This is a genomic window from Methanobacteriaceae archaeon (assembly GCA_029219465.1).
Taxonomy (GTDB): Archaea; Methanobacteriota; Methanobacteria; order Methanobacteriales; family Methanobacteriaceae; genus Methanocatella.
On sequence record JAQXTL010000004.1, the window covers coordinates 143,112 to 156,290 of the forward strand.

Annotated in this window: 14 protein-coding genes; 6 read left to right on the forward strand and 8 right to left on the reverse strand. The window is 30.5% G+C overall.

All coding sequences use genetic code 11. The annotated features are described in order from the left end of the window. Window positions 1-190: 190 nt before the first annotated feature. The 3 genes from PUD86_02360 to PUD86_02370 all read right to left on the reverse strand — a co-directional run bounded on the left by PUD86_02360 (window position 191) and on the right by PUD86_02370 (window position 1,183). On the reverse strand, window positions 191-493 hold the full coding sequence (locus PUD86_02360; protein ID MDD6776127.1) for a hypothetical protein: 303 nt from the start codon (window positions 491-493) through the stop codon (window positions 191-193). A gap of 203 nt (window positions 494-696) precedes the next feature. After that, window positions 697-837, reverse strand: coding sequence for a hypothetical protein (locus tag PUD86_02365; GenBank protein ID MDD6776128.1), 141 nt, complete (start codon window positions 835-837; stop codon window positions 697-699). Between the two features lie 133 nt (window positions 838-970). Then, on the reverse strand, window positions 971-1,183 hold the full coding sequence (locus tag PUD86_02370) for a hypothetical protein (GenBank protein ID MDD6776129.1): 213 nt from the start codon (window positions 1,181-1,183) through the stop codon (window positions 971-973). A 319-nt stretch (window positions 1,184-1,502) separates the two neighbouring features. On the opposite strand from PUD86_02370, the gene PUD86_02375 reads away from it, so the two are divergent. After that, entirely contained in the window at window positions 1,503-2,114 is a 612-nt protein-coding gene (locus PUD86_02375; protein ID MDD6776130.1) for an Hsp20/alpha crystallin family protein, read from the forward strand. A 41-nt stretch (window positions 2,115-2,155) separates the two neighbouring features. Here PUD86_02375 and PUD86_02380 read toward each other — a convergent pair whose 3' ends face one another. Beyond that, window positions 2,156-3,166, reverse strand: a complete 1,011-nt coding sequence (locus PUD86_02380; GenBank protein ID MDD6776131.1) for an SIS domain-containing protein — start codon at window positions 3,164-3,166, stop codon at window positions 2,156-2,158. 89 nt (window positions 3,167-3,255) lie between these two features. Between PUD86_02380 and PUD86_02385 the strand changes: the two genes are divergently transcribed. Next, window positions 3,256-3,882 (forward strand): DUF447 family protein, encoded by a 627-nt coding sequence (locus PUD86_02385; protein MDD6776132.1) that lies wholly within the window; start codon window positions 3,256-3,258, stop codon window positions 3,880-3,882. Here the strand turns inward: PUD86_02385 and ade are convergent. The 4 genes from ade to PUD86_02405 all read right to left on the reverse strand — a co-directional run bounded on the left by ade (window position 3,879) and on the right by PUD86_02405 (window position 8,222). After that, window positions 3,879-5,594, reverse strand: coding sequence for an adenine deaminase (ade, locus tag PUD86_02390; protein ID MDD6776133.1), 1,716 nt, complete (start codon window positions 5,592-5,594; stop codon window positions 3,879-3,881). The two genes, PUD86_02385 and ade, sit on opposite strands and share 4 nt — an antisense overlap. Before the next feature lies 1 nt (window position 5,595). After that, window positions 5,596-6,816, reverse strand: coding sequence for a TIGR00300 family protein (locus PUD86_02395; protein MDD6776134.1), 1,221 nt, complete (start codon window positions 6,814-6,816; stop codon window positions 5,596-5,598). 100 nt (window positions 6,817-6,916) lie between these two features. Beyond that, window positions 6,917-7,783 (reverse strand): agmatinase, encoded by an 867-nt coding sequence (speB, locus tag PUD86_02400; GenBank protein ID MDD6776135.1) that lies wholly within the window; start codon window positions 7,781-7,783, stop codon window positions 6,917-6,919. A 40-nt stretch (window positions 7,784-7,823) separates the two neighbouring features. Beyond that, window positions 7,824-8,222, reverse strand: a complete 399-nt coding sequence (locus PUD86_02405) for a translation initiation factor IF-5A (GenBank protein MDD6776136.1) — start codon at window positions 8,220-8,222, stop codon at window positions 7,824-7,826. A gap of 212 nt (window positions 8,223-8,434) precedes the next feature. On the opposite strand from PUD86_02405, the gene PUD86_02410 reads away from it, so the two are divergent. The 4 genes from PUD86_02410 to hemC all read left to right on the forward strand — a co-directional run bounded on the left by PUD86_02410 (window position 8,435) and on the right by hemC (window position 13,174). Next, window positions 8,435-8,896, forward strand: coding sequence for an arginine decarboxylase, pyruvoyl-dependent (locus PUD86_02410; protein MDD6776137.1), 462 nt, complete (start codon window positions 8,435-8,437; stop codon window positions 8,894-8,896). A gap of 4 nt (window positions 8,897-8,900) precedes the next feature. Then, the gene (locus PUD86_02415; GenBank protein MDD6776138.1) at window positions 8,901-10,754 is read left to right on the forward strand and encodes a bifunctional NADP phosphatase/NAD kinase; all 1,854 of its coding nucleotides are present in this window, start codon (window positions 8,901-8,903) and stop codon (window positions 10,752-10,754) included. Then, window positions 10,754-12,172: a coenzyme F430 synthase gene (gene cfbE / locus PUD86_02420; protein ID MDD6776139.1), complete on the forward strand. Its 1,419-nt coding sequence runs from the start codon at window positions 10,754-10,756 to the stop codon at window positions 12,170-12,172. The genes PUD86_02415 and cfbE overlap by 1 nt, the downstream gene beginning before the upstream one ends. Window positions 12,173-12,304: 132 nt before the next feature. Then, entirely contained in the window at window positions 12,305-13,174 is an 870-nt protein-coding gene (gene hemC / locus PUD86_02425; protein MDD6776140.1) for a hydroxymethylbilane synthase, read from the forward strand. Window positions 13,175-13,179 lie beyond the last annotated feature (5 nt).

A 13,179-nucleotide genomic window follows, 5' to 3' on the forward strand; every position in this document is an offset into this window, starting at 1 on the left:
ATCAATTTAATCAATTTCGCATTAAAACCCATGAAATAAACTTTTAAATGAGGAAAAATTATGTATGGAACAATTATTATATTTCTTATTATTGCAATTTTTGTATGTTTAATAGCTATTTATTTGAATAGTGCAAAAAAAGAATAATAAAAATAAAAAAACCTTTTAATCACCATATAACATATACAAGTTATCTTAAAAGAGATTCACAATTAGGACATTTTAATTCATCAAACTTAGTATTAATTTCATTACCACAATCAGGACAACATACTTTTTCTAAAGAATATGATTCCGCATCAGATTTATCAATAATTAAATAAATTGAATTTACATATTTATAATAAATTTCCTCATAATGTTTTATTGATTCACCAATATCTCTATAAAATTTAGCTAGAATATATTCTGCTGTTTTTTCATTATTCAAATCAGAATCTGACAAATATAAATAAAATTCATCATAACCCGGAATATGATGATCCAAATTCATTTTTCTCAATTGAGTAATTAGGATTTTGCCTGATTTGTTTTAATTCATCAATTTTTCTTTGATATTTTTTAATATAATTTTTTATCCCTTCTCTAACAATATTACATGAATCAGAAATATTACATTCTTCAATAACATAGACTTTTAGATATTTTTTACATTCACTGCAATAAGTTTCACTAACCTTTCCTTTAATCTTTGATTCAGACCCCCCAATTTGCAGTTATAAAAGTAATAATGAAATCAACTGTCTGATTTAATTCCTCATCATAATAAAAACATCTTCCATCATCATAAAATTTCAAACCGCAATTAGTACATTTATATTCAGTTACAGAAACCATATTATCACACATTTAATATTATCATCAAAATAAAACAATGCACGAATATCTAAAACTTTTTGAATAGGTGAGGTTTTAAATTGGTGAATAAATAAGTTGTTAATAAAATGTTAGTACGTTATACTTTATAAATTTATCCAACATTATTTAAATAAGTATGATACAAAATATCTTTTAAAAAAAGCATTGAATCTTCCTTATTATACTCATATTCCTTTTCTATGCTTTCCAATAATCTATTTATTTCATTAGAATACTTATCTGTGTCCACTTCGTTTTGATAAGTGTCTAAAATATTGTATTTTTTAGCCCACACTTTAGTCCAGTTAACATCTTTATTTTCCATAATAATCCCCATTATATGAAATTATAATATCAACAAAATAATAAATATTTGCAAAATACAATTAGCAAATCCAAAAAACACCCTTTATTAACAAATCAAAATAAAATCCAAATTATCCAAAAATAACAATTTAAAATAGCTAATTTAAAAAAACAACAAAATTAATTCAAAAAATCATAAAATAAAGAATTTATCAAAAGAAAAATAAAATATTAAAGAAAATACTTTTTAATAACCTTTAGTAAATTTAATAGAAAACTTTAAATAGTAACAGAATATAAGCATATATACTCATAAAAAACAAAGGAGTGTGAAAAATATGGTAAACTCAGAAACTATTGAAGCGGAATTTAGCGAAACAAAAGAAAAAATTGAAGAAAAAAGAGAAGAAACCAAAGAAAAAATCGATGAGAAAGAAGAAACCAAAGAAAAGTTAAATGAACAAAAAGAGAAATTTAACGAAAGAAGAGAAAAAGGAAAAAACATTGCTGACAATGTAGTTAACGATTTGTATAAAACCATTGATGAGTTCAAAGAAAACCTCAAAAACATGCAAAAAAATGCAGATCAAAAATATGCAGAATACAAAAAATCAACCGTTCAAACTATTGATGTTGATTTAGTAGAAACCAAAGATACTTACTTCATTAAAGCAGCAGTTCCTGGTGCTAAAAAAGAAGAAATCTCCATTGAAGCAGGAGACAATGATATTACCATCGAAACTACCTTCAAACCATTTATTGAAGAATTCAATGAAGAAGATGAAGCTGAAGTAATTATTTCCGCAATTAAATCCGGAAGATGTGTTAAAACTGTAAGATTCTCCAACAGTATTGACATAGAACAAATTACTGCAAAATTCACAAACGGAATTATTAAAATAACTATTCCAAAATTAATTATACCAAAACATAAAGTAAATGTAGAATAATTTTTCTACATTTTTTCTCTTTTTTAAAAAAAAATTAAAATTTAATATCTGACCTTACCAATGTGTCTTGTTGCACCTGGATCTTCACCATTGAAATGAGCCAAATAATATACAAACCATTCTAATGGAACTACCAAGATGAATGGAGATAATAATTTATCTAGAGTTACATAATAATCCATATCATAGACCATGTAATTTAAATCTAGATTTTTAGAAAATTCAATAGCTTTATCAGTCATTTCATCTGATTCTAAGCCAGATTTTAAAAATATTGCAGGAACATCCTTTTCAGCACGTTCAATTAAACCATGTCTGAATTCAACAGAATATAATGGACAAGCATGTTTAACAGCACCTTCCATAAGCATGGTCATAGCCAATTTATATGCAAGACCGAAATTAGGACCGCTTCCTAAACAGTAGAAAATATCTTCATCTTTGAATTTTTCAGCTAAAGCCTTATTTTCCTCTTCAGTTGTAAGCAACAACTTTTCTAGAATTTCAGGCAAATCATATAATTCAGCTAATAATTCATTTTTATCTTCATAATCACTAGCTGCGAATAAAATTTGATAAAGACAAGCTAATTGTGTAATGTAAGTTTTAGTACCTAAAATTGCAGTTTCAGTTCCACATTGAGTTATAATCGGAGTAATAGCTTCCTTAGTCATGGAACTTTCAGGTTCATTTGAAATAGATACAGTATGAATTCCTAATTCATTACATCTTCTTAAAGATGCTAATGTATCTGCAGTTTCACCAGATTGAGAAGCAAATATTGCAATAGAATTCTCGTTTTCGATTAATTTTTTATTATAGCAGAATTCGTATCCAGTGAATACTTCAATATTAATATTAGTACTAGACATGCGTATTGCATCACGTACACTATAACAGGTTGAAATAGAACTACCGCAACCAATTAAATATACTTTATCCACATCCTCAACCAAATTAGAAACCATTTTTAATTTAGGCATCTCTGATTTGAATGTATTACTAAGAGACTCTGGTTGCTCCATCATTTCATCATACATTTTATAGTTCATAAGTAAACACCTTAAAAATAAATAATATTACTAATATATTGTTAATTAACATATAAATGTTTTATTAAAAAAATAACCGAATGATAGATATGCAAATAGATTTAGCATCAGTTGGAATGGAAAAAGGAAAGCAATATGAGACAATTATTACAACAACTAGCTGTGATGATATTAAAAATGCAGCTCCAATTGGAGTAATTTGTGCAGGCCAGGATAAAGTTTTAAACCGTATCTTTAAGGGAAGTCGAACTTTAGAAAATATCATATCAAAAAGAGAGTTTATTGTAAATATAACTCACAATCCTGAAGTTTTTACACTATCCACTGTTGGAAATCTTCCAGAAGACTATTTTAATGAAGATAATTCACTTAAATGTGCTGATGCTTATTTTAAATGTGAAGTAATAAGTCTTAAAGAGGCTGTAAAGCAAAGTGATCCTGTTAAAAGTAATGGTGAAGCTATTGTAATTAAATCAAAAGTTACTCAATTAGTCATTAATAAACAAACACGTCCAATCAACAGAGGCTTTGGATATGTTATTGAGTCATTATCTAATTTAACACGTGTTGATATTGTTGGTGAAGAGCAAAAAGAAGAGTATTTTGAAAGATTTAGAGAAGCAAATCGTATTGTGACAAAAGTAGGTTATAAACAGGATATTGAAGCTATGCAAAAAATAAAAAAAGAATTAATAAAAAAAGGTTTTAAACCTTAATTTTTAATTACATCAATAAATTCGAATGAATCTCCATCAAAAAGACCCATATCCGATATTTTAATAGATGGGATAACAAGTAGTGCCATAAATGCCATTGTCATAAATGGAGAGTCAAGTTCACATCCTAATTTTTTAGCGCTTTTATGTAAAACAGCTAATTTTTCAGATACTTCAAATGCATCTTCATTACTCATTAAACCTGCAATAGGTAATGATAATGATTCACAGGACTCATCATCAACTATTACGAATCCACCTTTGTTGTCAATGATTTTGTTTACTGCACGAGCCATCAACTCTTCATCACATCCAACAACAATAATGTTGTGTGAGTCATGAGCTACAGATGATGCAATAGCTCCTTTTTTAAGGCCAAATCCTTTAATAAATGCATTTGCAATGTTGTTTTTACCATACCTTTCAACAACAGATATTTTCAATATGTCATTATCCAAATCAGCTTTAACAACACCATCTTCAACTTTAAGATTTGCACTAGCTTTGGAAGTTATTAATTCACCGTTGTAACACTCAATTACATTAACTTCGCACTCATCACCATCATAGTTTATTTCAAAGTCTTTTGATGTCTTTTTGGTTGCATTAATTGAGTTTAACTCGCTGACTTGCGGTGCATCAAATAAGATATTTTCGCCGTCAAATACACATTGTCCGCCAACGTATGTTTTTTGAATATTAAAGTCAACTAAATTGTCAACTACGACAAAGTCTGCTTTTGCACCTCTTACAATAGCTCCTGTTTTCAAGTTATAGTGTGATGCAGGATTTAATGTAACAAGTTTAATAGCTTCAATAATGTCTACTCCCATATCTACAGCTTTTTTAATTGAGCTATTTAAATGGCCTTTAATTAAGTCATCAGGATGTTTATCATCACTTACGATAAAATCAAAGATCGGAGAGTGGATTCTTCTTTGCATGATTTCGCTAGGAACTAATCCAAAACCGTTTTGGTTTTCGAAGAACTTCTTACGTTCGGATAAATCAAAAATAGCTTCCATATTTTTAGCAGATGATCCGTCACGAACCATAATTTTTACACCTTTCCATTTTTTAACAACAGCTTCTGTAAAACTACTGCATTCATGGTCGGTAAATACATACTGCTCGACATATTTATCCAATTCCTTACCAGAAATCAATGGAGCATGACCGTCAATCGGTTTGTTGTATTTTCTGGCAAGTTCAAGTTTTCTTAAAACTTCTTCATCTCCGTTAATAACACCTGGGAAATTCATCATCTCAGCAAGTGCAACGATTTCATCTTTTTTAAGTAAAAATTCTACATCATTTGAATCTAAAATAGCACCAGATGTTTCAAATGGAGTAGCAGGAACACATGAAGGAGCAGCAAAGTAAAAATTAAAAGGAACTTTACTTGCGTTTTCCATCATAAAGTCAATTCCTTCAATTCCACATACATTAGCAATTTCATGAGGATCACATACAACAGAAGTTGTACCGTGCATTACTGCCATTCTTGCAAATTGAGCTGGAGTAAGCATTGAACTTTCAATGTGAATGTGAGCATCAATAAAACCTGGAACCAACAAGCCTTCAATATCTAATTTAGTATCCTTTTCAACTTTAATAGGTTCTATTTCTTTAAATACTCCATCTTCAATTTTAATTCTTGCACCGTAAACTGAATCAGTTAATACATCAAGAATTTGAGCTGTAAATTCCATTTTATTCCTCATGTAAAGCATTATAAAGAAGTGGTAAGAATGTACCGATATCAGTTACAATTCCAACAACCTGTGCACTTCCACGATCAGACAATTTAGTAACTGTTGATGGGTTGATATCTACACAGATACTTTTTACTCTTGAAGGAAGCAAGTTACCTGTTGCAATTGAATGAAGCATAGTTGCAATCATGATTACCATATCAACTTCTTGAGCATAATGTCTCATTAGCTTTTGTGACTCTGCTGTGTCAGTTATTACATCAGGAAGAGGTCCGTCATCACGAATTGAACCTGCAAGAACATATGGAACATCATTTTTAATACATTCATACATAATTCCTCCGGTTAAAGTTCCGTCTTCTACTGCGTTTTTAATTGAACCTGACTGGTTAATTCTGTTGATTGTTCTCATGTGGTGAGTGTGTCCGTGAGCTACAATCTTACCTGTGTCAACTTCAATACCTAAAGAAGTACCATACAAATTGGATTCAATATCGTGAGTTGCAAGTGCATTACCTGCCATAATAACGTCAATATATCCTTCTTTAATAAGTGCAGCCAAGTATTTTCCAGAACCAGTGTGAACAATAGCTGGTCCACCGACAATACCTATTTTTCCACCTTTTGCCTTAATTTCTTTCATTTCTTTTGCAATACCGTTAATTAAGTTCATTAAAGGTTTTTCTGATGATACTTCACTGTTCATGAATTCAAATACTTGTTGTTCGTCTCTTGATCTGTGTGGTGGAGTAACTTTAACTCCGTCAAGACCTACAACAATTTTGTCTCCAGCTTTAACATCAGCAATAGGTTTTACAAAAGCACGTTTTTCATCTTCATCAACAACTACCAAACAGTCCATTTCGATTTCTTCAACAGGAATCCAGTTCCCATCATAGAAAATGTGAGTAGTGTGATTGGATGATGAATAAAAACCTTCAGGAGCAACTTTATCCTTAACAGATGCAACGAGATTAACTTCTTTAATATCATCAATTGCTGCACCAAGTACAGATAATTCATCTAAGATTGATTCTAACAATTCAGGAGAATCTGCTGAAACTTCAATTTTTGCACGACTAACGTCTGATTTTTTACGTCCAACATCAATTTCCAATATATCAAATTCTCCGCCTTTGTCCATAATTATTCCCATTGTCTTAGTTAAAGTCAATGAATCAATAATATGGCCTGAAAGCTCAATAGTTCTTTTATTCATAACAATATGCTCCATTTTTTTAGTTAATATTATAAATTTAGTTTTGGTGATATTTAATGGTATTGTTATAATAAAAGATAATAAAAAAAAGTAATTAACATTATTCAATCAATGTTAAAAAGTCATATATTAATTTAGCAGCTACAACTGCAGTATTATCCCCTAATCTATCACTTGCAGTTTCAACAACATCAAAACCAACAATGTTTTTGTTAGATAATGTTTTAAGCAATGTTTCAACTTCAGAAATGAATAAACCACCAGGGGTTGGGTTTCCAACACTAGGTGCAATAGCTGGGTCAATAACATCCATATCTATGGAAATATAAATCGGACCGTCAATATTTATCAAATAGTATTCAATTGCATCCATATGCTTGTGAACATCATTAATTTTAAATGTCTGAATATTATAGGTTGATTTTACAAATTCCTCTTCTTCATAAGAAGAAGATCTGATTCCGATTTGAACTAAATCAACACCTGCTTCGTGTGCTCTTCTCATAACTGCAGCATGAGAATATTTTTCTCCGATAAATTCAAATGCCAAATCTCTGTGAGCATCAAAATGAACTACAGTTAGATTTTCATACTTTTTGGATAATGCATTGATTGCACCAATTGATGCTGAGTGTTCACCACCAATTATAAGTGGTTTAAGGTTCAAATCAATTAGTTCATTAACTGTATCTTCAATTATTTGACATGTCTTTTCACAGTTTCCAGGAACTACGTTAACATCCCCGAAATCATAAAAAGTAGCATTCAAATCTTTATTAAAATTAGTATTGTATTTTTCAAAACCAAATGAAGCTTCACGTACAACAATTGGTCCTAAACGTGCACCGGCATGATAAGAAGTAGTACTGTCAAATGGAACACCGATTATTCCAAATGAATTTTCACAAATTTCGTCATTTTCACTAGAAAATGCAAATTTCCATGGTTCGTAAGTATTTAAAAGCATAATTAATCTTTAAAAGGAAAAATAAATAAGAGAAAAGAATCTAGTTAGATCCTCTGGTTCTCATTATTTTCATATTTCCTAAAGCTACGATGTATTCTACTTCAACACCTTCAACGATAGAGTCTTTTAAGTCTTCAGGCATTGGTAAATCGATAGTATCGTAGTTTTCCATGTCCATTAATTGAACGTTAGCGCCTTGGATAGAGATAACTTGTCCTAATCTTTTGTCGATAATAGGGATATCTACTTTGTTATCTACAGGTTTAACTAAACTTCTTTTTTGGTTGTCGAAAACACCTACTGCTTCAATTCTTGCTTTTGCAGCTCCGTGTTTACCAGGAGATGAAGTAGTGTAACTGATAATTTTACAAGCTTCTCCACCTAAAACAATGTACTTTCCAACTTTTAATGTTTTAATTTCTACAACTTTTGTTGACATATAATTTTTCCTCCATAAATAAAAACCGGTTTTTAATCTATGTAATAGGAATATTACTAGATTAATATAAACTATCTTTTCCATTTTATATAAACTATTCGAAAAAATATGTAAAATCAACAAATAAAAATTTTTTAAAAAATAATTAACCTAAAAATTATAATCTGTTAATTTATTTAATATAAAATACAAATTTATGAAACAGTGATAAAATGAAAATAGCTATTGTATCTGGAAAAGATGAAGGACCAAGTAAATTAAACGCGTTTGATAATGCCTTAAGCGATGCTGGAATAGGCGACGTTAATCTAATAAAAGTATCAAGTATGCTTGCAGGCAATGCAGAGATTAACACACTACCTAAACTCAAACCAGGAGCTATGGTGAACTGTGTTTTATCAGAAGTAACTTCAGATAAACCAGGTGATGAAATAACTGCAGTTATTGCACTAGCTATTGGTGAAGAATTAGGATGCGTTGTTGAAACATCAGGTATTAACAGAAATCTAGACGAACTAATCGAAGAGGCAAAAATGATGGTCAACTATATGATGGACAAACGTGGAGTTGAAAAAAAACAAGACATTATTGTTGAATATGCAACCACCACTGTTCGTGAAATTGCATCTGTAGTTGCATCAGTTGTTTATTTGAAAGATGAAATCATAGAGTGATAACATGGATGCAAAAGACAAAAAAATCGCAACAGATTTGTCTTATAAGATAATTAGCGAAGTTTCAAGAGCTATTAGACCATATGTTGGAAAACCAGAATCCGGTGAAAAAGTAAAAATGGGTGCTGACGGAACTCCAACATCTCTAATTGATATAATTGCAGAAGAAAAATTAATCAATATTTTAAAAAATGCACCAGTACTCACATACCTTATTAGTGAAGAAATTGGTGAATTAAAACTTGGTCAGGGAACCAAAAGAAGCATAAAACTTACAGATGAACTTAGACGTGACGATTTAGAAGAAGATGAAATTCCAAAATTCATATTTTTAGTTGATCCAATCGACGGAACAAACAATGCAATTAAGGAAATTCCTGCTTTTGGAATTTCAATAGCAATAGCCAGTGTAAATCAGGGACGTCTTGCAACATTAAATGATGTTGAGTTAGGATTTGTAAGTAATTTTGCTAACGGAAACTTTTTTGAAGCTGAAAAAGGAAACGGTTGCTACTTAAACAACAAAAAGGTAAACCCTAGTAAAATTATAAACATAAGCAACATGACCCTTGGAGGTTTTACAAAAAGTGACACCTCACAGGCATCCAAATTAGTAGACAATGCACGTCGTATGAGAGTTTTGGGAAGTGTAGTTTTAGAACTATCTTATGTTGCTAGTGGAAGATATGATGCGTTTTTAGATCTTAGAGGAAGTAGAATCATCGATATTGCAGCATCCAAATTAATTCTCGAAGAAGCAGGATGTATAATTACCGATAAATTCGGCGGAAAACTAAACAACATTTTAAGCATCTATGAAAAGGCAATTATTGTTGCTGCAAACAATGAAATTCTCCACAAACAGATGATTGACATCTTAAACGACAATCAGACAGACTTTATAGGAAAAGTTGGAATAATTTCAAGAATTGATCAATCAAGACCAATATTGTTTTCTGCAAAAATAATTGATTATTTACTAACACAGGGAAGAGAAGTTCAAATTGAACAGTCCCTAGCTTATAAATTAACTGAATTAAAAGAAAATCCTAATTTAGACAATATAATCAAAGAAATCCATGAAAACTACCCTGAGATGAAAGAGGACTTTGAAGATATCAACTTAAATATTGATTTTAATCAGTTATCCAAAAACACATTTGATTTTGACTGTGATATGGCAATGATTCTTGGAGGAGACGGAACACTTCTAAGAGCTCAATCACAGCTAAACCCTGAAATTCCATTACTTGGAATAAATATGGGAACTGTAGGATTTTTAACTGAAATTGAAGCGCCAGACACATTTAAAGTGCTAAACACAATTCTTAAAGGAGATTACTACAAAGAAAAAAGAAGCAAACTTGTTGTTTCACACGAAAACAATAAACACTCCGTAATGAATGAAGTTGTCATAATGACTGACAAACCTGCAAAAATAATGCACTTTGAAATTCAAATTGACGGAGAAGTAATTGAAGAAGTTCGTGCTGACGGATTGATTATTTCAACACCTAGTGGTTCAACAGCTTATGCAATGTCTGCTGGAGGCCCAATTATTGATCCGAAAGTTGCAGGATTTTTAATTATCCCAATTTGCCCATACAAACTTGGAGCAAGACCGTTTGTAGTGTCTGATACTAGTGAAATTACAGTAAGACCTCTTAAAAAAGGTAAAAAAGCAGTGTTTGTTATTGATGGACAAATCAATGAAGAAGCAGAATATGAAGAGGAAATTAAATTTAAAAAATCCGATAAACATGCATACTTCATCCGTACATCAACAAAATACTTCTACAAAAAGGTTAAAGACAAATTGATTGAAGGCGGACTTCCTAAAAACTCAAGGTGCGAATAATGAACAATCTTGTAATTGATTTGACTCACGGCGGAGTTAAAATTGCAATCAGCCTTGCAAAAAAAGGAAAAAATGTTCTTGCATATGATATCTATAACACATTAAATGATATTGATGCAAAAATGCTTGCAATCTACAATGTGGACTTAATACAACTGGATGAACTTTCAGACTTTAGGGGAGATATGAATATTATCTACCCTATCCACATGCCTCTTGATTTTAGTGACATCACCAAAAACAACCCTGATTTAAACTACACATTCCAAACTCATCACGAAGCAATTAAAGAACTTTTAGATGATTGGGCAAGAGATATCCCAAAAATTGAAGTTACTGGTGTTAAAGGAAAAACATCAACTGTTTTTATGTTAAAAGAAATTTTAATTGATGAAAATCCTTTAATTTTATCAAGTCTTGGTGCGATGCTTTTTGAAGATGATAAAAAAATCATGCTTAAAAGAGATATTTCAATAGCACCATCAAACATTAAGGAAACTATTGATCTTGCATACAAAATAGCCAATCCTGTTTGTTTGATTGCTGATGGTGTTGTACAAAGTGAAAACCTAAGAAAATACAATTCAGCTATTTTTGAATCTTCTCTTGGAGTAAGTGGAATCGGAGATGTTGGAGTATTAACAAATATTATTGAAGACTACCCTATTGCAAAATCAAAAAGCAGTGCAAGCGAGGCTAAAAAACAGGTATTTAGATGCAATACTGTTGTATGTCAAAAGGAAGCATATGATAAATTTTACAGTGATATAACACATGATAAAGTCAATACATTCTCACTTACTGATAAATCTGCAAATTTATATCCTGGTGAAATTAATTACTCATTAGATGAAACTACCATTAATCTATCATTTAGAGATGTAAAAACAATTAATGATAATTTAGTTTCAGGAGATATGACATTAACTGTATTTACACCTGGAAAATACAATGTAAGTAATGTTCTTGGAATTGTATTAACTGCAATAAGTCTTGAAATTCCAAAAGAAAAAATCATCCAAGGACTTGAAAACTACAAAGGAATTCCTGGAAGAACAAACAAAAGAAAAATAGAAAACATTACAGTAATTGAAGAAATCAATCCAGGAATAAATACAAAAGCTATTGAAGAGTCAATTAACATGATAAGCAACATGGATGACTATTTAATAGCTATCGGCGGAGATTATGGAATAACCTGTGAAGAAATTGATGAGAAGAAAGTTAGCAAGTATTTGGACAATTTAGAAAGTGAAATCATATTAACAGGAGAAGTTGGAAGTTCAATAAATGAACAAATGAAAAACAAATGTAAAGTTATTGAAAACTACAACGATGTTTATGATATAGCTCTTAAAAACAATAAAAACCTTTTATTTATTTATAGGTCAGATTACCGTAAGTTAAAACAAAGATAACCTATATTAAACAAGTTTTAAAAATACTATATGTAAATTGATTATAAACATTTAATAATTATTACTTACAAAAATTCACAATGTAATAAAATAATATAAGTTATAACTTATAAAATGAACTGGAGATAACAAATGATTGTCGGAACACGTGGAAGTCAATTAGCATTAACCCAAACCAAACAGGTTTGCGGATGGTTAGAAAAAATAACTGGACAAAAAATTGACTTGGAAATAATTAAGACAAAAGGAGATAAAATTACAACATCACAATTGTACAATATGGATTCTAAGGGTTTATTTACTAAAGAATTAGATATTGCGCTTTTAGAAGAGGAAGTTGATTTTACAGTACATAGTTTTAAGGATTTGCCAACAGAACTAAATGAAGATTTAGAGATTGTTGCTGTACCAAAACGTGAATCCCCAAATGAAGTGTTAATCTCAAAAAAATCATGGGCAGAACTTGGACCTGGATCAAAGCTTGGAACAAGTAGCCTTAGAAGAGAAGCATTTTGCAATCATTATGAAAAAGAGTTTGAACTCAAACCAATCAGAGGAAACATTGAAACTAGAATTGACAAAGCACTCAACAGTGACTTGGATGCTACAATTATGGCAGAAGCGGGAATTAAAAGATTAAACCTTGCAAAATACATTAAAGAAGTATTTCCAGTTAATTATATTACCCCACCAGCAGGTCAAGGTGCTCTTGCAATCATTACAAGAAAAGACTCTGATAAAAAAGAAATCATTCAAAAGATAAATGATTACGTTTCAATGCAAGAAGTATTTGCTGAGAAAATGGTTCTAGAAGAACTTGGAGTAGGTTGTCAATGGCCTATCGGAGCTATTGCTCGTATGAATGATAAAGAATTTGAAATTTATTCAATATTATTAACTAAAGAGGGAGAAATCCTCAAAGAGGAAACCCAAAAAGGTTCTATCAGAAATGCAGTTGAACTTGGCAGACGCATTGGAGAACATTTTCAAGATTATGTTTAAATGGA